The organism is Kocuria rosea subsp. polaris, from assembly GCF_001483755.1.
Lineage (GTDB): Bacteria > Actinomycetota > Actinomycetes > Actinomycetales > Micrococcaceae > Kocuria > Kocuria cellulosilytica.
The window spans coordinates 95,369-115,530 of record NZ_LQBK01000009.1 but is presented as its reverse complement, the minus strand read 5'-3'; the positions used below and the strand labels follow the sequence as shown (position 1 = coordinate 115,530).

At 72.1% G+C, this 20,162-nt stretch carries 16 protein-coding genes; 9 read left to right on the top strand and 7 right to left on the bottom strand.

The genetic code is table 11. From position 1 onward, the window contains the following. Window positions 1-97: 97 nt before the first annotated feature. The 5 genes from lspA to nrdR all read left to right on the top strand — a co-directional run bounded on the left by lspA (window position 98) and on the right by nrdR (window position 7,349). Complete coding sequence (lspA, locus tag AVL61_RS07355; protein ID WP_058873707.1) at window positions 98-685, top strand: signal peptidase II; 588 nt, start codon at window positions 98-100, stop codon at window positions 683-685. A gap of 13 nt (window positions 686-698) precedes the next feature. Continuing rightward, complete coding sequence (locus AVL61_RS07350) at window positions 699-1,628, top strand: RluA family pseudouridine synthase (protein ID WP_058873752.1); 930 nt, start codon at window positions 699-701, stop codon at window positions 1,626-1,628. A gap of 179 nt (window positions 1,629-1,807) precedes the next feature. Further along, window positions 1,808-5,356, top strand: a complete 3,549-nt coding sequence (gene dnaE / locus AVL61_RS07345; protein WP_058873706.1) for a DNA polymerase III subunit alpha — start codon at window positions 1,808-1,810, stop codon at window positions 5,354-5,356. Between the two features lie 60 nt (window positions 5,357-5,416). Then, window positions 5,417-6,772 (top strand): histidinol dehydrogenase, encoded by a 1,356-nt coding sequence (hisD, locus tag AVL61_RS07340; RefSeq protein WP_058873705.1) that lies wholly within the window; start codon window positions 5,417-5,419, stop codon window positions 6,770-6,772. A 7-nt stretch (window positions 6,773-6,779) separates the two neighbouring features. Next, the gene (gene nrdR, locus AVL61_RS07335; RefSeq protein WP_082697017.1) at window positions 6,780-7,349 is read left to right on the top strand and encodes a transcriptional regulator NrdR; all 570 of its coding nucleotides are present in this window, start codon (window positions 6,780-6,782) and stop codon (window positions 7,347-7,349) included. 225 nt (window positions 7,350-7,574) lie between these two features. Here the strand turns inward: nrdR and ppgK are convergent, their stop codons facing one another. Together ppgK and map are read right to left on the bottom strand one after the other, a co-directional pair. Next, window positions 7,575-8,387, bottom strand: a complete 813-nt coding sequence (gene ppgK, locus AVL61_RS07330) for a polyphosphate--glucose phosphotransferase (RefSeq protein WP_058873704.1) — start codon at window positions 8,385-8,387, stop codon at window positions 7,575-7,577. Between the two features lie 58 nt (window positions 8,388-8,445). Continuing rightward, a complete protein-coding gene (gene map / locus AVL61_RS07325; protein WP_058873703.1) occupies window positions 8,446-9,345 on the bottom strand; it encodes a type I methionyl aminopeptidase in 900 nt (299 codons plus the stop codon). Between the two features lie 130 nt (window positions 9,346-9,475). Here map and AVL61_RS17820 point away from each other — a divergent pair, with 130 nt between their 5' ends. Continuing rightward, a complete protein-coding gene (locus AVL61_RS17820) occupies window positions 9,476-9,652 on the top strand; it encodes an SPOR domain-containing protein (protein ID WP_157571329.1) in 177 nt (58 codons plus the stop codon). A 40-nt stretch (window positions 9,653-9,692) separates the two neighbouring features. Here the strand turns inward: AVL61_RS17820 and panB are convergent, their stop codons facing one another. Beyond that, window positions 9,693-10,529: a 3-methyl-2-oxobutanoate hydroxymethyltransferase gene (gene panB, locus AVL61_RS07320; RefSeq protein ID WP_058873702.1), complete on the bottom strand. Its 837-nt coding sequence runs from the start codon at window positions 10,527-10,529 to the stop codon at window positions 9,693-9,695. A 154-nt stretch (window positions 10,530-10,683) separates the two neighbouring features. Here panB and glnA (AVL61_RS07315) point away from each other — a divergent pair, with 154 nt between their 5' ends. Then, window positions 10,684-12,024, top strand: a complete 1,341-nt coding sequence (glnA, locus tag AVL61_RS07315; RefSeq protein ID WP_058873701.1) for a type I glutamate--ammonia ligase — start codon at window positions 10,684-10,686, stop codon at window positions 12,022-12,024. A gap of 17 nt (window positions 12,025-12,041) precedes the next feature. After that, window positions 12,042-15,107: a bifunctional [glutamine synthetase] adenylyltransferase/[glutamine synthetase]-adenylyl-L-tyrosine phosphorylase gene (locus tag AVL61_RS07310; protein WP_058873700.1), complete on the top strand. Its 3,066-nt coding sequence runs from the start codon at window positions 12,042-12,044 to the stop codon at window positions 15,105-15,107. 97 nt (window positions 15,108-15,204) lie between these two features. Here AVL61_RS07310 and glnA (AVL61_RS07305) read toward each other — a convergent pair whose 3' ends face one another. Then, window positions 15,205-16,629: a type I glutamate--ammonia ligase gene (glnA, locus tag AVL61_RS07305; protein ID WP_058873699.1), complete on the bottom strand. Its 1,425-nt coding sequence runs from the start codon at window positions 16,627-16,629 to the stop codon at window positions 15,205-15,207. A gap of 196 nt (window positions 16,630-16,825) precedes the next feature. Between glnA (AVL61_RS07305) and AVL61_RS07300 the strand changes: the two genes are divergently transcribed. Then, the gene (locus tag AVL61_RS07300) at window positions 16,826-17,272 is read left to right on the top strand and encodes an RDD family protein (RefSeq protein WP_058873698.1); all 447 of its coding nucleotides are present in this window, start codon (window positions 16,826-16,828) and stop codon (window positions 17,270-17,272) included. 87 nt (window positions 17,273-17,359) lie between these two features. On the opposite strand, the gene AVL61_RS07295 is transcribed toward AVL61_RS07300, so the two are convergent. From AVL61_RS07295 to lipB, 3 genes are all read right to left on the bottom strand, one after another. Then, on the bottom strand, window positions 17,360-18,157 hold the full coding sequence (locus AVL61_RS07295) for a DUF4191 domain-containing protein (RefSeq protein ID WP_058873697.1): 798 nt from the start codon (window positions 18,155-18,157) through the stop codon (window positions 17,360-17,362). Between the two features lie 125 nt (window positions 18,158-18,282). Then, the gene (gene lipA, locus AVL61_RS07290; protein ID WP_058873696.1) at window positions 18,283-19,290 is read right to left on the bottom strand and encodes a lipoyl synthase; all 1,008 of its coding nucleotides are present in this window, start codon (window positions 19,288-19,290) and stop codon (window positions 18,283-18,285) included. A gap of 69 nt (window positions 19,291-19,359) precedes the next feature. Then, entirely contained in the window at window positions 19,360-20,061 is a 702-nt protein-coding gene (gene lipB, locus AVL61_RS07285; RefSeq protein ID WP_058873695.1) for a lipoyl(octanoyl) transferase LipB, read from the bottom strand. Window positions 20,062-20,162: the final 101 nt, after the last annotated feature.

Sequence of the window (20,162 nt, the reverse complement as noted above, 5' to 3'; positions counted from 1 at the left end):
CCCCCGGGCGGACGTGGCACCATGGGACGGGACCGCGGTCCCGCCGGCCCGCTCCGCGGGCCGGACCCGAAACCCCGAACCGTCACCCGAGGAGAGCATGAGCGAGCCGCCCGAAGTCCCCGCCGGCGCACCCGAGCCCGGGGTGCCGCGGGGCGTCCTGCTCCTCGCGGCCCTCGCCGCGGTGCTCGTCTACACCGCGGACCAGCTGACCAAGTGGTGGGTGGTCTCCCACCTGACGCCGGGCGAGCGCACCCCCGTGGTGGAGGGCCTGCTGTGGTGGCAGTTCATCCGCAACCCCGGCGCCGCGTTCTCCCTGGGCGAGGACATCACCTGGGTGTTCACCCTGGTGATGGTGGTCGTCTCGGTCCTCATCGTGCTCACCCTCCGCCGCGTCCGCTCGAGCGCCTGGGCCCTCGCCCTGGGTCTGGTCCTCGGCGGGGCACTGGGCAACCTGACCGACCGGCTGCTGCGGGAGCCGGGCTTCGGGGTGGGGCACGTCGTGGACTTCATCGCCGTGCCGCGCTTCGCGATCTTCAACATCGCCGACTGCGGAGTGGTCGTGGGCGTGTCCCTCGTGGTGCTCCTGACCCTGCTCGGGCGGGAGCTCGACGGCACCCGCACCGGCTCGCCCGGCCCGGACGCGCAGCGGCTCGAGGCCTCGCCGGAGGAGGGCACCCGTGGCTGATCCCGGGGAGCACGTGCCGGAGCGCTTCACCGTCCCGCCCGAGCTCGAGGGCCACCGCGCGGACGCCGCCGTGGCCGCCCTGACGGGACTCTCGCGCTCCGCGGCCGCCGGCCTCTGCGCGGAGGGCCGGGTGCTGCACCGCGACCGGCCGGTCGCCAAGTCCTTCCGGGTCGAGGCCTCCCAGACGCTCACCGTGCACGTGCCCGTGCCGGAGGACCCGGCACGGATCGTGCCCCAGCTCGTCGAGGACTTCCGCGTGGTGCACCTGGACGACGACATCGTGGTGATCGACAAGCCCCCCGGCGTCGCCGCGCACCCCTCGCCGGGCTGGAAGGGGCCGACCGTGGTCGGCGCCCTCGCGGGCGCGGGCGTCACCGTGAGCACCTCCGGGGCCCCCGAGCGGGCCGGCGTGGTGCACCGGCTCGACGTCGGCACGTCCGGGCTGATGGTCGTGGCCCGCACGGAGCGCGCGTACACCGCGCTCAAGCGCGCGTTCAAGGAGCGGACGGTCACGAAGGTCTACCACACCGTGGTCCAGGGCCTGCCGGACCCCCTGCGCGGGACGGTCGACGCCCCGATCGGCCGCCACCCCGGCTACGACTGGCGCTTCGCCGTGGTCGAGGGCGGCCGCACGTCGATCACCCACTACGAGGTGCTGGAGGCCTTCGGTCGGGCGGCGCTCGTGGAGGTGCACCTGGAGACCGGCCGCACCCACCAGATCCGGGTGCACTTCTCGGCGCTGCGCCACCCGTGCTGCGGCGACCTCACCTACGGCGCGGACCCCGCGCTGTCGGCCGGCCTCGGGCTCACCCGGCAGTGGCTGCACGCCGTGCGGCTGGGCTTCGAGCACCCCGGGACGGGCGAGCTCGTCGAGTACGGGAGCCCGTACCCGCCGGACCTCTCCTTCGCCCTCGAGACGCTGCGCGACGGCGGGCCCGCCTGAGCCCGCCTCCCGGACGGGGGCCGGGACGTCCCGGTGCGGCCGCCCCCCGTCCGGGGCACCGCCGCCGTCCGGGGCGCCGCCGCCGTCCGGGGCGCCGCCGCTCCGGGCCCGGTCGCGCCGCCCCGCCGGGCCCCTGCCGGCGGGGCGGCGGGGTCGGTGCGGGCCACTACACTGGTCGGGTGACGACGGCGACCGGCAAGAACAGCTTCACCCACCTGCACGTGCACACCGAGTACTCCATGCTCGACGGTGCGGCACGGCTCGACGACCTCTTCGAGGCCTGCCACGAACAGGGGATGACCTCCCTCGCGACGACCGACCACGGCTTCGTCTTCGGCGCCTTCGACTTCTGGAACAAGGCCCGCAACGCGGGGATCAAGCCCATCATCGGCGTGGAGGCGTACCTGACGCCGGGCACCGCCCGCTCCGACCGCACCCGCGTGAAGTTCGCCGACGGCGGCCGGGACGACGTCTCGGGCGGCGGTGCCTACACGCACATGACGCTGCTCGCGGAGACCACCCAGGGCATGCAGAACCTGTTCCGCGCCTCGTCCCTCGCGTCGCTCGAGGGCCAGCTGTACAAGCCGCGCATGGACCGGGAGCTGCTCAGCACCTACGGCAAGGGACTGATCGCCACCACCGGCTGCCCCTCCGGGGAGGTCCAGACCCGCCTGCGCCTGGGCCAGTACCAGGAGGCCCGGCAGGCCGCGGCGGAGTTCCGCGACATCTTCGGCGCCGAGAACTTCTACTGCGAGCTGATGGACCACGGCCTGGGGATCGAGAAGCAGGTCACCGGGGACCTGCTCCGGCTCGCCAAGGACCTGCAGCTGCCGCTCGTGGCCACCAACGACCTGCACTACACCCACGCCGAGGACGCGAAGTCCCACGCGGCCCTGCTGTGCGTGCAGTCCGGCTCGACCCTGGCGGACCCGAAGCGGTTCAAGTTCGACGCCGACGAGTTCTACCTGAAGTCCCCCGCGGAGATGCGGGAGCTCTTCCGCGACTTCCCGGAGGCCTGCGACAACACCCTGGAGATCGCGGAGCGGTGCAACGTGGAGTTCGACACCTCCGCGAACTACATGCCCCGCTTCCCGACCCCCGAGGGCCACGACGAGGAGTCCTGGTTCGTCGAGGAGGTGCAGCGGGGCCTGCACCACCGCTTCCCCGGCGGGATCCCCGAGGACGTCCAGCGGCAGGCGGACTACGAGAAGGGCATCATCCTGCAGATGGGCTTCCCCGGGTACTTCCTGGTGGTGGCCGACTTCATCAACTGGGCCAAGAACAACGGGATCCGGGTGGGCCCAGGGCGTGGCTCCGGGGCCGGCTCCATGGTCGCCTACGCCATGCGCATCACCGAGCTGAACCCGCTGGAGCACGGGCTGATCTTCGAGCGCTTCCTCAACCCGGACCGCGTGTCCATGCCCGACTTCGACGTCGACTTCGACGACCGCCGCCGCTCCGAGGTGATCCACTACGTCACCGAGAAGTACGGCGACGAGCGCGTGGCCATGATCGTGACCTACGGCACCATCAAGGCCAAGCAGGCCCTCAAGGACTCCTCGCGCGTGCTCGGCTATCCCTTCTCGATGGGGGAGAAGCTCACCAAGGCCATGCCGCCGGACGTCATGGGCAAGGGCATCTCCCTCAAGGACGTCTACGACGACTCCGCCAAGCGCCACGGCGAGGCCGACGAGCTGCGCGAGGTGCTCGCGCAGGACCCCGAGGCGAAGAAGATCTTCGAGACCGCCGAGGGCCTCGAGGGGCTCAAGCGCCAGTGGGGGGTGCACGCGGCCGGCGTGATCATGTCCTCGCACCCGCTGATCGACATCATCCCGATCATGCGCCGCGAGCAGGACGGGCAGGTCATCACCCAGTTCGACTACCCCACGTGCGAGGGGCTCGGGCTGATCAAGATGGACTTCCTGGGCCTGCGCAACCTCACGATCATCTCCGACGCCCTCGAGAACATCACCCTCAACCAGGACGGCTTCGTCCTCGACCTCGAGAACCTCGGGCTCGAGGACGCCGAGTCATACGAGCTGCTGGCCCGCGGCGACACTCTCGGGGTGTTCCAGCTCGACGGCGGGCCCATGCGCCAGCTGCTCAAGCTCATGCGCCCCGACAACTTCGAGGACATCTCCGCGGTCATCGCCCTGTACCGCCCGGGTCCCATGGGCGCGAACTCGCACACGAACTACGCGCTGCGCAAGACCGGCCAGCAGGAGATCACCCCGATCCACCCGGAGCTCGAGGAGCCGCTCGCGGAGATCCTCAACACCACCTACGGCCTGATCGTCTACCAGGAGCAGGTCATGGCGATCGCCCAGAAGGTCGCGGGCTTCTCGCTCGGCCAGGCGGACATCCTCCGCCGCGCCATGGGCAAGAAGAAGAAGTCGGAGCTGGACAAGCAGTACGAGGGCTTCCACGGCGGCATGGCCGAGCGCGGCTACTCCGAGGCCGCCATCAAGGCCCTGTGGGACATCCTGCTCCCGTTCTCGGACTACGCGTTCAACAAGGCCCACTCCGCGGCCTACGGTCTCGTGTCCTACTGGACCGCGTACCTCAAGGCGCACTACCCGGCCGAGTACATGGCCGCGCTGCTCACCTCGGTGGGCGACGACAAGGACAAGCTCGCCCTGTACCTCACGGAGTGCCGCCGGATGGGCATCACCGTGCTGCCCCCGGACGTCAACGAGTCCGCGCTGAACTTCACCCCGGTGGGCACCGACATCCGCTTCGGCATGGGCGCGGTGCGCAACGTGGGCGCCAACGTGGTCAGCGCGATGGTCGAGGCCCGGGAGGAGCACGGCGCCTTCACCTCCTTCAACGACTTCCTCGCCAAGGTCCCCGCCGTGGTGTGCAACAAGCGCACCATCGAGTCCCTGGTCAAGGCGGGCGCCTTCGACCGGCTGGGCCACACCCGGCGCGGGCTCGTGCTCTGCCACGAGGAGGCCGTGGACGCCACGGTGGCCGTCAAGCGCCAGGAGGCGGCCGGACAGTTCGACCTCTTCGGCGGCATGGGCCTGGACGACGAGGACCCCACCACGTCGCTGACCGTCGCGGTGCCGGACGTGCCCGAGTGGGAGCGCAAGGACCTGCTGGCCTTCGAGCGCGAGATGCTCGGCCTCTACGTCTCCGACCACCCGCTGCGCGGCCTCGACGAGGCGCTCGGGCAGTACGCCGACACCTCGATCCAGCCGCTGCTGGGCGAGGACGGCCGGCCCGACGGCGCGGTCGTGACCGTGGCGGGCATGATCACCTCCCTGTCGCGGCGGATCGCCAAGACCTCGGGCAACGCCTACGCGCGGGTGGAGCTCGAGGACCGGACGGGCTCGATCGAGGTCATGTTCTTCGGCAAGGCCTACGCCCCCATCGCGGGCGTGCTCGCCGAGGACCTGATCTGCGTGATCAAGGGCCGGCTGCAGCGCCGGGACGACGGCTCGGTGACGATCTCCGCGCAGGAGCTCACCGTGCCGGAGCTCTCCGCGGACGGGCACAGCGGGCCCGTGCTCATCGCCCTGCCCGAGTTCCGCGCCACGGAGGAGACGGTCAAGGAGATCGGCGCGGTGCTGCGCAACCACCGCGGGGACTCCGAGGTGCGCATCCACCTCGAGACGCGGCAGAAGGTGCAGGTGCTGCGCCTGGGCCCGGACCTGCGGGTGAACCCCTCACCCGCCCTGTTCGGGGACCTCAAGGTCCTGCTCGGCCCGACCTGCCTGGAGGTCTGAGCCACCGGGCGGCCGAGCGCTGGACCCGGCGCCCGCGGCCGGGCGGCGCGGTGGAATACCATGGGAGGCGTGACTACTGCTGAGACGACCACGACTCCCGCCCTGCGAACGATCGACCTGCGCGGCCGGCACCTGTCCTGGTCCGAGCTGCGGGCGGCTGTGCCCCGGCAGAGCTCCACGTCGCTCGCCTCGGCGCAGCAGGCCGTGGAGGAGATCCTCGCCGCGGTCCGCACCGAGGGCGCCGTGGCCCTGCGCCGCTACGCGCAGCGCTTCGACGGGGTGGAGCAGGACTCCCTGCGCGTCGACCCCGCCGAGATCCGCCGGGCCGTCGAGGAGCTGGACCCCGCCGTGCGCCGGGGCCTGGAAACCGCGATCGAGCGGACCCGGGCCTTCGCGCGGGCGCAGCGCCCGGCCGATGCCCGGGTCGAGGTCGCTCCGGGCGCCGTGCTCGTGCACCGGTGGACGCCCCTGCGCCGGGCGGGCCTGTACGTGCCCGGCGGGCTGGCCGTGTACCCCTCGTCCGTGGTCATGAACGTCGTCCCGGCCCAGGCCGCCGGGGTCGGCTCGGTGGTGCTGTGCAGCCCGCCGCAGAAGGAGTTCGGCGGCCTGCCGCACCCCACGATCCTCGCCGCGGCCGGGCTGCTCGGCGTGGACGAGGTCTGGGCCATCGGCGGCGCCCAGTCGCTGGCCGCCATGGCCTACGGGGTCACGGACGGCGAGGACGTCCTCGAGCCGGTCGACACCGTGACCGGCCCGGGCAACGTCTACGTCGCCACGGCCAAGCGCCTGCTCCGCTCCGTGGTGGGCGTGGACGCCGAGGCGGGGACCACGGAGATCGCGGTGCTGGCCGACGACACCGCCGTGCCGGCCTACGTGGCCGCCGACCTGATCTCCCAGGCCGAGCACGACCCCGCCGCCGGGGCCGTCCTGATCACCCACTCGCCGGAGCTCGCCGAGCGGGTCGCGGCGGAGCTCGCCGGGCAGGTGCCCGGGGCGAAGCACCGGGAGCGGATCAGCACCGCCCTGTCCGGCCCGCAGTCCGGGATCGTGCTCACCGACGACCTCGACGCCTCGATCGCCGTGGCCGACGCCTACGCCGCGGAGCACCTCGAGATCCACACCGCCGACCCGCAGGAGGTCGCGGCCCGCGTGCGCAACGCGGGGGCCATCTTCCTGGGTCCCTACAGCCCCGTCCCGCTCGGCGACTACGCGGCGGGCTCGAACCACGTGCTGCCCACGGGCGGGACGGCGGTGCACGCCCAGGGCCTGTCCACCACCGCGTTCATGAAGGCCGTGCAGATCGTCGAGTACACCCAGGACGCGCTGTCCCGGATCGGGGAGGACATCGTGGCCGTCGCCCGCTCCGAGGACCTGCCCGCGCACGGCACGGCCATCACGATCCGCACCGGGAGCTGATCCGACCGTGCACTGCCCGTTCTGCCGTCACACCGACTCCCGCGTCGTGGACAGCCGCACCACGGACGACGGGACGGCCATCCGCCGCCGCCGCCAGTGCTCCGAGTGCGGCCGGCGGTTCACCACGCTCGAGACCACCACGATCTCGGTGATCAAGCGCTCGGGCGTCACCGAACCCTTCGACCGGCAGAAGATCGTCAACGGAGTGCGCAAGGCCTGCCAGGGCCGGCCCGTGAGCGAGGACGACCTCGCGATGCTGGCGCAGGAGGTCGAGGAGACGATCCGGGCGCTGGGCGCCGCGGAGATCGAGGCCCACGAGGTGGGTCTCGCGATCCTGGCCCCGCTGCGCCGGCTGGACGTGGTGGCCTATCTGCGCTTCGCCAGCGTCTACCAGGCCTTCGACGGTCTGGGGGACTTCGAGGAGGCCATCGACCTCCTGCGCCGGCAGCAGGCCGAGCAGTCCGGGCAGCAGACCATCCCCGCCACCGTGGAGCCGATCGGCGCCGCCAAGCGGCGCCCCGGCCGGCGTCCGCGCGGCAAGGGGGTCGAGGGCGTCTCCCAGCCGCGGCTGCTCTGACCCCCGCTCGGGCCGCCCCGGCTCCGGCCGGCACGTCCCGGCGTGTCTCTTGCCGCAGGCCGCGGCGGCGCCGTAGAGTAGGACCACAAGCTCCCGCCGGGAGTCGCGGAGGGGAAGCCGCGGCTCCCGGCGGGTTTTTTCGTGCCCGCAGGACCTTTCGGTTTCGACGACGACGCCCGGTCACCTCCACGTGGAGGTGACCGGGCGTCGTCGTCGGGACCGGGCTCAGCTCTCCGGCTCGTGCGGGATGCCGGCCCACAGGGCCGCGCCCACGATGCCGGCGTTGTTGCGGAGCTCGGCGACCTTCACGGGCGTGCGCAGCTCGAGGAAGGGGAGGAACTTCTCCGCCTTCTTCGACACCCCGCCGCCGACGACGAAGAGGTTGGGCGAGAACAGGAACTCCACGTGGCTGAAGTAGCGCTGCAGCCGGGTGGTCGCCCACTTCTTCCACGGCATGTCCTCGCGCTCGCGCGCGGCGGCGGACGCCTTGGTCTCGGCGTCGTGACCGTCGATCTCCAGGTGGCCCAGCTCGGCGTTGGGCACGAGCTTCCCGTTGAGGATCAGCGCGGAACCGATCCCCGTGCCCAGCGTGATCACGATGACCAGGCCCTTGACCCCCTGCCCGGCGCCGTAGACGGCCTCGGCCAGCCCCGCGGCGTCGGCGTCGTTGAGGGCCTCGACCGGGCGGCCGAGCCGCTCGGTCATGAGCGCGTCGACGTTCGTGCCGATCCAGGACTTGTCGATGTTCGCCGCGGACAGCGCGACGCCCTCCTTGATGATCGCCGGGAAGACGATGCCCACCGGCGAGTCCGGGGCGGGGGCCTCGGGGCGGGACTGCAGCTCCGCGACGATCTGCTCCACCACCTCGGCGACCTTCTCCGGCGTGGCGGGGCGGGGCGTGGGGATCCGGAAGCGCTCGCCGACGAGCTCGCCCGTGTCGAGGTCCACGATCCCGCCCTTGGTCCCGGTGCCGCCGAAGTCGATGCCGATCACGCGGCGGTTCGGGACGGCGGCGGCGTCGCGGTCTGGTGTGGTCATGGAGCGGTCCTCTCGTGGAGCCGTGGTCGGATGATCAGGGGGCAGTCTACGGCAGGGGCTACGGAAGCGTGAGGACGTCCACCCCGTCCTCCGTGACCGCCAGGGTGTGCTCGAACTGCGCGGTGCGCCGCCGGTCGCGGGTCGTCACGGTCCAGTCGTCGTCCCACTGCTCCCACTGGATCGTGCCCAGGGTCAGCATGGGCTCGATCGTGAAGACCATGCCGGGGACCATGGGGGTGGCGTAGGAGGGCGCGGCGTCGTAGTGCGGGACGATCAGCCCGGAGTGGAACTCCCGGCCCACTCCGTGTCCCGTGAAGTCCCGCACCACGCCGTAGTCGAAGCGCCGGGCGTACTTCTCGATGACCCGGCCGATGACGTTGATCTCGCGGCCCGGGCGGACCGCCTTGACGGCCCGGTTCAGGGCCTCCTCGGTGCGCTCGACCAGCAGCCGGGACTCCTCGTCGACCTCGCCCACCAGGAACATCCGGTTGGTGTCGCCGTGGAAGCCGTTCTTGTAGGCCGTGACGTCCAGGTTGATGATGTCGCCGTCCTCCAGCACCGTGGAGTCGGGGATGCCGTGGCAGATCACCTCGTTGAGGGACGTGCAGATGGACTTGGGGAAGCCCCGGTAGCCCAGGCAGGAGGGGTAGGCCCCGTGGTCGCACATGTACTCGTGGGCGATCCGGTCGAGCTCGTCCGTGGTGGTGCCGGGCACGGCGGCCCGGCCGGCCTCCTGCAGGGCGCGGGCCGCGATCCGGCCCGCCTCGCGGATGAGCCCGATCTCCTCCGGGGTGTAGACGTTGCCGCCGCGGCCCTCGTCCGGCTCCGCCCGGCCGACGTACTCCGGGCGGGGGATGGTGGCCGGCACGGGCCGGCCGGGAGTCACGGAGCCGGGCACGAGCGTCCCGACGGGAGCGGTGCCGCCGGGGGCGGGCGCGGTGAGGTTGTGCGTGGGCACGGGGGTCTGGACCTCCTGGATCGGGTGTGCCGGCCCCGTCCGGGCCGGTCCGGGCCTAGGATCTACCCTAGCGCCCCGGGCACGGAGCCGGCCCGGTCGTCCGGCCCGGCGGCCGACGAGAGGAGAGGTCATGAGCGAGTACTGGTTCAACGTCTACACCCACCAGGTGGAGGAGGGCCCGCAGTCGGACTACCGCAAGCTGCTCGGGCCCTACGCCACGCGCGAGGAGGCGCAGAACGCCCTGAAGCTCGCCGCGGAGCGCACCCGGCAGTGGGACGAGGAGGACCGCGCCTTCGACGAGGGCTGAGCGGCCGGGCGCCGGGGGCACCGCGTCCGCGGGGGGCCGCTCAGAAACCGTGCTCCGGGCCCGGGAAGGTCCCCGAGCGGACGTCCTCGACGTAGCGGCCCACGGCCTCGGAGACCACGCCGTGGAGGTCCGCGTACTGCCGGACGAAGCGCGGCATCCGGCCCCGGCGCAGGCCCAGCATGTCCTGCCACACCAGCACCTGCCCGGTGGTGGCGGCGCCGGCGCCGATGCCGATGGTCGGGACTTCAAGCGCGGCGTCCACCGTCGCGGCGGCCTCGGCGGGGACCATCTCCATGAGCACGCAGAAGGCCCCGGCGGCCTCGAGGGCACGGGCGTCCTCGACGAGCGCGTCCGCGGCGTCGCCGCGGCCCTGCACCCGGTACCCGCCCAGGGCGTGCTCGCTCTGCGGGGTGAAGCCGATGTGCGCCACCACGGGCACCCCCGCCTGGACCATAGCCTCGACGTGCGGGGCGAACCACGCCCCGCCCTCGAGCTTCACCGCGTGCGCGCCGCCCTCCTTGAGGAAGCGCACCGCGGTGGACACCGCCTGCTCGGGGGAAGCCTCGTAGGAGCCGAAGGGCAGGTCCACCACCACGAAGGCGCGCTCGGCGGCCCCGGACACGGCCCGGCACAGCGGCAGCAGCTCGTCCACCGTGACGGGCAGGGTGCTGGAGTGGCCCAGGACGTTGTTGCCCGCGGAGTCGCCCACCAGCAGCGAGTCGACCCCGGCCGCGTCGAAGATCCCGGCCGTCAGGGCGTCGTAGCACGTGAGCATCGTGAACTTCTCGCCGCGGCGCTTCGCCTCGCGCAGGTGGTGCGTGCGCACCCGACGCACGTCCAGCGCGCCCGGTGCCGGGCGGGGTGTCTCCTGGGTCATGGCCCCACCCTATCGGGCGCGTCCGGCCCCGCCCGTCCCGCCCGGCGGACGCGGCGGGGCCGCGCGTTAGAGTGGGCGGGACAGCAGTCGTGCCCGGCCGGCACAGCACGCGCGGGCGGCCGGAGCCGCGGGCAGGAAGACGAGGAAGGCAACCATGGACCGTCAGCAGGAGTTCGTCCTCAGGACCATCGAGGAGCGCGACGTCCGCTTCGTGCGCATGTGGTTCACGGACGTCGTCGGGAGCCTCAAGTCGGTGGCCCTGGCCCCCGCCGAGGTCGAGGCGGCCTTCGAGGAGGGACTGGGCTTCGACGGGTCCTCCATCGAGGGACTGTCGCGGGTCTCCGAGGCGGACATGCTCCTGCAGCCGGACCCCTCCACCTTCCAGATCCTGCCCTGGCGCGGTGAGACGGAGCCCACCGCTCGGATGTTCTGCAACATCCTCACCCCGGACGGCGAGCCCTCCTCCTCGGACCCGCGCGGCGTGCTCAAGCGCGTCCTGGAGAAGGCCTCGGACATGGGCTTCACCTGCTACACGGCGCCGGAGATCGAGTTCTACCTGCTGAAGTCCGCGGACCTCGACGCCGAGGGCCAGCCCACCCCCGTGGACCACGAGGGCTACTTCGACCACGTGCCGGGCGGCGTGGTGCAGGACTTCCGCCGCAAGGCCGTGAGCATGCTGGAGGCCGTCGGGATCTCCGTCGAGTTCTCCCACCACGAGGCGGGCCCCGGGCAGAACGAGATCGACCTGCGCTACGCCGACGCCCTGCAGACCGCCGACAACATCATGACGTTCCGCACGGTGATCAAGGAGGTCGCGCTCTCGCAGGGCCTCTACGCGACCTTCATGCCGAAGCCGTTCACGGAGCACCCCGGCTCGGGCATGCACACCCACTTCTCGCTGTTCGAGGGGGACACCAACGCCTTCTTCGAGGCCGGCTCCGAGTTCCGGCTCTCCCGCACCGCCGGGCACTTCATCGCCGGCATCCTGCGGCACGCCCCCGAGTTCACGTCGGTGACCAACCAGTTCGTCAACTCCTACAAGCGGCTGTGGGGCGGGGGAGAGGCGCCGTCCTACCAGTCCTGGGGGCACAACAACCGCTCCGCCCTCGTGCGGGTGCCGCTGTCCAAGCCGGACAAGGTGCAGGCCGCGCGGATCGAGTACCGCGGCATCGACTCCGCCACGAACCCCTACCTCTCCTACGCCGCCCTGCTGGCCGCGGGCCTGCGGGGCATCGAGAACGAGTACGAGCTCCCGCCGGTCGAGCTCGACGACGTCGCGGCGATGAGCTCCGCGGAGCGCCGCGCCCTCGGCCACAACCCGCTGCCCTCGAGCCTGTACGACGCCATCCGGGAGACCGAGGAGTCGGAGTTCATGGCCGAGCTGCTCGGGGAGCAGGTCTACGACTACTTCCTGCGCAACAAGCGCCGCGACTGGAACGACTACCGCCGGGTCGTCACCCACTTCGAGCTCAAGAACAACCTCGGCATCCTCTGACCCGGACGGACCGTCCCATGACACACCCTCCCCAGTCGGCCGCCGCTACGGACCCCGTCGCGTCCGGGCGGCTCATCAAGGTCGGCTTCGCCGACACGGGCAACGCTCAGCGCTGGCTCGGCTTCCCCGAGCTCGCCGAGGTCGACCTGGACCGGCTCCTGGAGGGGCTCTCGCTGGCGGCGTCGCCCGACGTCGCCCTGCAGCTCACCGTCCGCCTCCTCGAGGGCTCCCCGGAGCTCGCCGAGCGGATCAACGCCGGCCCGGAGGCCTCCGAGACCATGTTCCGGCTGCTGGGGGCCTCCGAGGCGCTCGGGGAGTTCCTGCTCCGGCGCCCCGAGCACCTGGACCTGCTTGCGGAGCCCGCCGCCGCCGAGCCCGAGGAGATCCCCGCGGAGCAGTTCCGCGCCGCGCTGCTGACGTCGGTCGGCGCGGACCCCGCAGCGCGCACCCCGGTGGCCGCGGAGACCGGTGACACCGCCTGCAGCGCCCTGCGCGTCGCCTACCGGCGGGAGCTCGCGCGCATCGCCATCCGCGACGTCGGGGCGCTCTACCCCGCCGACCACATGCCCGCCGTCGGCCGTCAGCTGGCCGATCTCGCCGCCGCCGCCCTCGAGGCGGCGCTCGCCGTGTCCCGGGCGGAGGCGGCCGGCACCTGGGCCCCCGAGACCGTCGAGCGGGTGCGGCTCGCCGTGATCGGGATGGGCAAGTGCGGCGCGCGGGAGCTGAACTACATCTCCGACGTCGACGTCGTGCACGTCATGGCCGTGGAGGACCCGGAGGGCGCCGAGCCCCTGGACGGGGCGGAGGCCACCGTCATCGGCACGGCCCTCGCCACCGGCACCGCCCGGGCGCTCATGTCCCGTGGCACGGAACCGCCCCTGTGGGAGGTGGACGCCAACCTCCGGCCCGAGGGCAAGGACGGCCCGCTCGTGCGCACCCTGGACTCGCACGTGCGCTACTACGAGCGGTGGGCCGAGTCCTGGGAGTTCCAGGCCCTCCTCAAGGCCCGCCCCGTCGCCGGGGACCCGGAGCTCGGGGCGGCCTATCGGGAGGCCATCGAGCCGTTCGTGTGGCGCAGCTCCGCGCGCGAGGGCTTCGTCGAGTCCGTGCAGGCCATGCGGCGCAGGGTCACCGACAACATCCCGGCCGCCGAGGGCGAGCGCCAGATCAAGCTGGGCCCCGGCGGCCTGCGCGACGTCGAGTTCACCGTCCAGCTCCTGCAGCTGGTGCACGGGCGCACGGACGAGCGGGTCCGGACGCAGGCCACGACCGAGTCCCTCACCGCGCTCTCCGAGGGCGGCTACATCGGCCGCCAGGACAGCGAGCAGTTCTCCGCCCACTACCGCTGGCTGCGCCTGCTCGAGCACCGCATCCAGCTGTTCCGCCTGCGCCGCACCCACCTCATGCCGCGCGCGGAGCGGGAGCTCACGGTCATCGCCCGGTCGTTGCAGGGCGCCGCCGACACCGCCCGCCCCTCCGGCGACTCGCTGCTCGAGGAGTGGCGCAAGATCAAGCGCAGCGTGCGGGGGATGCACGAGCGGATCTTCTACCGGCCGCTGCTCGCGGCCCTCGCCCACCTGCCCGACACCGACACCCAGCTCTCGCCGGAGTCGGTGCGGGACCGGCTGGCCGCGCTCGGCTACCGGGACCCGAAGGCCGCGGTGCGGCACATCGAGGCGCTCACCCGCGGCGTCAGCCGGCGGGCCGAGATCCTGCGCACCCTGCTGCCCGTGCTCCTGCAGTGGCTGGCCGACGGCGTCGACGCCGACGCCGGTCTGCTGGGCTTCCGGCGGCTCTCCGAGTCCCTCGGCACCACCCCCTGGTTCCTGCGGCTGCTGCGCGACTCGAACGCCGCCGCGGAGCGGCTGTGCCAGATCCTCTCGAGCTCCCGGTACGTCACCGACCTGCTGGAGAACTCCCCGGAGGCGACCGCCTGGCTCGGCCAGGACGACGAGCTCTGCCCGGTGCCCTTCGAGACGCTGTGGAGCGAGATCCGCGCCCAGATGGCCCGCCACCCCGACCCCGGGGAGGCCGTGCGGATGATCCGGCTGATCCGCCGCCGCGAGGAGCTGCGCGTGGCGCTCGCGGACACCTCCGGGCTGCTCGAGGTCGAGCAGGTCGTGGAGGCGCTGTCCGACATCGACCGGGCCTGCATCCTGGGCGCCCTGCACGTGGCGGAGCGGGAGGTCTACGAGCGGGACGGGCGGCTCGCCGACGTCCTGGTCGTGGCCATGGGCCGGCAGGGCGGGCGGGAGATCGGCTACGGCTCCGACGCCGATGTCATGTACGTCTACGCGCCGGTGGGGGACGCGGACCCCGCGGCGGCCCGGGAGCAGGCCGAGACGCTGCTGCAACGGATGGTGCAGCTGCTCAAGGCGCCCTGCACGCCGCCCATCGTGGCGGAGCGGGTGCTGGAGATCGACAACGACCTGCGCCCCGAGGGCAAGCAGGGACCCATGGTGCGCTCCGTCGACTCCTACGCCGAGTACTACGCCCGGTGGGCGCAGACCTGGGAGTTCCAGGCCCTCACCCGAGCCCTGCCCATGGCCGGCAGCGACGAGCTGGCCGACGCCTTCCGGCGCGTCATCGACCCGCGCCGCTACCCGGAGGAGTTCACCGAGCGCCAGCTGCTGGAGATCCGGCGGATGAAGGCCCGCGTGGAGAACGAGCGGATGCCGCGCGGTGCGGACCCGTCACGGCACGTGAAGCTGGGGCGGGGCGGTCTCTCGGACGTCGAGTGGCTCGTCCAGACGCTGCAGCTCCAGCACGGGCACCGGATCCAGGGGCTGCGGACCACGAGCACCCTGCTGGCCCTGCACTCCGCGGAGGAGGCGGGGCTGGTCACGGCCGAGGATGCCACGGCCCTGTCCGCCGCGTGGCGGCTCGCCACGGCGGTGCGCAACGGCAACGTCCTGCGCACCGGGCGCCGCTCCGACGCCCTGCCGTCGAAGCGGGCCGACCTCGAGGCGGTGGCCCGCTGGTGCGGGTACGAGCACGGCGGCGCCGGGCGGCTCGAGGAGGACTACCTGCGCACCACCCGCAAGGCCCGCGCCGTTTTCGAGCGGCTGTTCTACGGGCACTGACGACTCCGGGCCGACAACGACACGGGGAAGGCCCCGGACCCCTCGAAGGAGTCCGGGGCCTTCCCGGTGCAGCGGTGGAGCGGTGGAGCGGTGCGGCTCAGACGCCGTAGTACATCGAGAACTCCAGCGGGTGCGGGACCACGGACAGCGGCTTGAGCTCGAACTCGCGCTTGTACTCGATCCAGGACTGGATGGTGTCCTCGGTGAAGACGTCGCCGGCGAGCAGGAACTCGTGGTCCTCCTCCAGGGCCAGCAGGGCCTCCTCGAGCGAGGCCGGGGCCTTCTTGATGTCCTTGGCCTCCTCGGCGGGCAGCTCGTAGAGGTCCTTGTCGATCGGGTCGGCCGGCTCGATGCGGTTGCGGATGCCGTCGAGGCCCGCCATCAGCTGGGCGGCGAACGCCAGGTACGGGTTGCAGGAGGGGTCCGGGGCGCGGAACTCGAGGCGCTTGGCCTTCGGGTTGGTGCCCGTGATCGGGATGCGGATGCCGGCGGAGCGGTTGCCCTGCGAGTACACCATGTTGACCGGGGCCTCGAAGCCCTTGACCAGGCGGCGGTAGGAGTTGACCGTCGGGTTGGTGAAGGCCAGCACGGCCGAGGAGTGCTGGAGCAGGCCGCCGATGTACCAGCGGGCGAGGTCGGACAGGCCCGCGTAGCCCTTCTCGTCGTAGAACAGCGGCTCGCTGCCCTTCCACAGGGACTGGTGGCAGTGCATGCCGGAGCCGTTGTCGTTGAAGACGGGCTTGGGCATGAACGTGGCCGACTTGCCGAAGGCGTCCGCGGTGTTCTTGATGACGTACTTGAACTTCTGCAGGTCGTCCGCGGCCTTGGTCAGGGTGTTGAACCGGTAGTTGATCTCGGCCTGGCCCGAGGAACCCACCTCGTGGTGGGAGCGCTCGACCTCGAGGCCCACCTCGTCCAGGGCCACGCACATGGCGTCGCGCAGGTCGGCCTGCTTGTCGACCGGGGAGACAGGGAAGTAGCCGCCCTTGACGGGGGTCTTGTTGCCCAGGTTCCCGCCCTCCTCCTTGCGGCCGGTGTTCCAGGCGGCCTCGTCGGAGTCGATGGCGTAGAAGGAGCCCTGCGGCTGGATGTCGTAGCGGACGTCCTCGAAGATGAAGAACTCGGCCTCGGAGGCGAAGTTGGCGACGTCGGCGATGCCGGTCGACGCCATGTAGGCCTCGGCGCGCTCGGCGACGCCGCGGGGGTCGCGGTGGTAGGGCTCACCGGTGCGGGGGTTCACGATCGAGCAGGTGACCACGAGGGTCTTCTCGACGCGGAAGGGGTCCACGAACGCCGAGGTGGGGTCCGGGATGAGCTGCATGTCGGACTCGGCGATGCCCTGGAAGCCGCGGATGGAGGAGCCGTCGAACAGCTGCCCGTGCACGAAGAAGTCGTCGTCCACCGACTTGGCCGGGAGGTTGAAGTGCTGCTGCACGCCGGGCATGTCCGTGAACCGGACGTCGACGAAGACGATCTCCTCGTCCTTGATGAAGGCGAGGACTTCCTCGGGTGTCTGGAACATGTGCTGTTCTCCTTGTTAGGTGGGCTGGCCCGCCGTGCCAGGTGCGCTGGGTCGGCGTCCGTTTCCGGGGACAACGCTACGGACCGGGCATTAAGGCTCCGTGTCCCGGGTGTTTCCTCGCTGTTACGCAGGAGGGCCCGGGGGAGCCACGGTCTCCCGCCAGTCTAGGGGAGTCCCTCCCCGATACCCTGGGGGGATGATCGACAGACATGATGTGGGCTCGTGGCTCGAGGGGCCGGGGACCGGCCGGCAGGAGTACCCGGGGCAGCGCCTCGGGCGCCCGGAGCAGGGGCCGGGCTCCGTGGGACGCGTGGGGCGGCGGATCGTGGCCCTGGTGCTGGACTGGTACCTGTGCTGGGCCCTCGCCCAGTGGCTCGTGCCCCAGTGGAACGAGCAGGGACTGATGACCCTCGCGTTCCTGTTCCTGCTCAACGTGCTGCTGGTCGGCGCGACCGGCCACACCCCGGGGCACCTGCTGCTGGGCCTGCAGGTGCAGACGCTGGCCGGGCGGCCCGCCGGCTTCGCCCGGGCCGTGGTCCGCTCCCTCCTGCTGTGCCTCGTGATCCCGGCGGTCGTGTTCGACCCCGACCAGCGCGGCCTGCACGACCGGGCGGCGGACACGGTCCTGGTCCGCACCCGCTGAGGCACCGGCACGGCGCCCGACGACGACGGAGCCCCTCGTCTTCCGCGGAAGGCGAGGGGCTCCGTCGTCGTCGGGCAGGCCCGCAGCTCAGCGGCCGCGCATGGCACGGCGGTCCGGGCGGGCGCGCATCGGGTCCACGCCCTTGGGGATCGGCAGCCGGTTGCCCAGGGTGCTGATCCGCTTGTGCACGGTCTGCACCTCCTGCTGCGTGAGCTTCTTGTCGAGCTTCTTCATCTGCTTGGACAGCGCGCGCAGCGGCACCTGGCCCTCGCCCTTGCCGGTCTTGATGACGTGGATCGGCACGTTCTGGATCACGGGGCCGATCCGGCGGCGCTCCTTGGCGACGAGCTTGTCGACCCGCCCCGCGGGGCCCTCGGTCACGAGGACCACGCCGGGGCGGCCGATGGCGCGGAAGATGAGGTCGCGGGTGCGGGGATCCATGGCCGCGGGCTGGTCCTCGACGATCCAGCCGCGGCGCAGCGCGGACAGCGCGGCGCCGGCGGCCCCGGGCTGGTCCTCGATCCGGGCGAACGCGGCGCGCTCGGCCCGCCGGGAGAGGTAGAACGAGGCGGCCAGCAGCGCGAACGGCAGACCGATGAGCAGCCCGGTGATCCAGTTGCCGAGCAGGACGCCGACGAGCAGGAAGACGAGGAGGACGCCGAGGCCGATCAGCAGCATCCACCAGCCGATGTTGGGCTCGACCTCGCGGGTCATCTTGAAGACCTGCTTGATCTGGCTGAGGAAGCCCGGCCCCTTGGTCGCCTTCCGCTGCTGCTTCGCCTCGCGCTTCTGCGCCCGGGTGGGCTTCCCGGTCGGCTTCCCCGCGGGCTTCCCGGGGGAGGAGGATCGCGACGTCGGGCGCGACTTGGCGTGGGAAGGTGACACGGTGAGACCTCGTCCTGTGGTGCGGTGGCGGTGTTCCGGCGGACCCGCGGTGCCGGCGCGCGAGAGCGCCCGGCCGCGGCCCGTCCTCCAGTTTAGCGGGTGGGCGGGCCCGCGCCCGCCGGTCCTCAGCGGAGTCGCTGGACGAGCGAGGACGCCTCCTGGGAGGCGCTGCCGGTGTCCTCGATGTGCGCCAGGTGGGACGGGATCGGCCGGCCCGACTTCTCCATGGCGCGGGCCCACAGCCGGCCGGCGCGGTACGAGGACCGGACCATCGGGCCCGCCATGACGCCCAGGAAGCCGATCTCCTCGGCCATCTCGGAGAGCTCCACGAACTCCTCGGGCTTGACCCACCGGTCGATCGGGTGGAACAGCGGGGAGGGGCGCAGGTACTGGGTGAGCGTGATGATGTCGCACCCGGCGTCGTTGAGGTCGCACAGCGCCTCGTAGATCTCCTGGTTCGTCTCGCCCATCCCGAGGATGAGGTTGGACTTGGTGATCATCCCGGCGTCCTTGCCCTGGGTGATGACGTCCAGGGAGCGCTCGTAGGTGAAGGCGGGCCGGATCTGGCGGAAGATGCGCGGGACCGTCTCCACGTTGTGGGCGAAGACCTCGGGCTCGGCGTCGATGACCTGCTGCAGCCGGTCGGGGACGCCCTGGAAGTCAGGGATCAGGATCTCCACGCCGGTGTTCGGGTTCAGCGTGTGGATCGCGCGGATGGTCTCCGCGTACAGCCAGGCGCCGCCGTCGTCGAGGTCGTCGCGGGCCACGCCCGTGACGGTCGCGTAGCGCAGTCCGAGCTCCTTGACGGACTCGGCCACCTTGCGGGGCTCGGTGACGTCCAGCAGGTCGGGCTTGCCGGTGGCGATGTCGCAGAAGTCGCAGCGGCGGGTGCACTTGGAGCCGCCGATGAGGAACGTGGCCTCCCGGTCCTCCCAGCACTCGTAGATGTTGGGGCAGCCGGCCTCCTCGCACACGGTGTGCAGGCCCTTGCCGCGGGCGAGGGACTTCAGCTCCTGGAACTCGGGGCCCATCCGCGCCGTATTCTTCAGCCAGGACGGCTTCTTCTCGATGGGCGTCTCGGCGTTGCGCGCCTCGACGCGCAGCAGGCGGCGGCCCTCTGGGGCAACGGTCATGGTCGGTCTCCTTGTCGAGATGTCGACGGTGGTGCGCTCATGGTCCCGGCGGTCCCGGGGCGGCGCAGGTCAGCTGACGGCGGTGGGCCAGGGCAGCGGACCCGGGGTCCCTGACGGGACGAACTGTTCGCACAACTCGTCCCGGCGGGCGGATATTTCCTGCTCCATGCGCGCGACCACCGCCTCCGGGGTCACGAGCCGGCCCGTCTCCTGCGAGAGGCTCGTGACGGAGGCGTCGGTGATGCCGCACGGGATGATCTTGCCGAACGGCCGCAGGTCGTTGGAGCAGTTCAGGGCGAAGCCGTGCATGGTGGCCCGCTTGGAGACCTGCACGCCGATGGCGGCGATCTTGCGGTCCGGCCCGCGCTCGTCCGCGAGCACCCACGCCCCGGAGCGGCCCGCCACGGTCGCGGCCTGCACCCCGAAGTCCGCGACCACGGCCAGGATGATCTCCTCGAGCAGGCGCACGAAGCGCACGACGTCGATGGGCGTGGTCAGCCGGACGATGGGGTAGCCGACGAGCATCCCGGGGCCGTGGTAGGTGAGCTTGCCCCCGCGGCCGATCTCCACGACCTCGGTCCCGTCGGTGGGGTGCTCGTGGGGCTCGGTGCGCCGACCGGCCGTGTAGACCGGGGGGTGCTCCAGCAGCAGCACGGTGTTGGGCCGCTCGCCCGCGACGACCTCGCGGTGCACGTTCTTCTGCAGCTCCAGCGCCGAGCGGTAGTCGACGAGGTGCGGATCGAAGCCGAGCCGTTCGAAGCAGAGGGACATGTCCCCAGCCTATCGCGCGACCGGACCTGTGCGCGCCGGAGGGACCGGGCAGGGGGGCTGTGGACGGCGCCCGCGGCCCCGGGCGCCGGCGGGCATGCTGG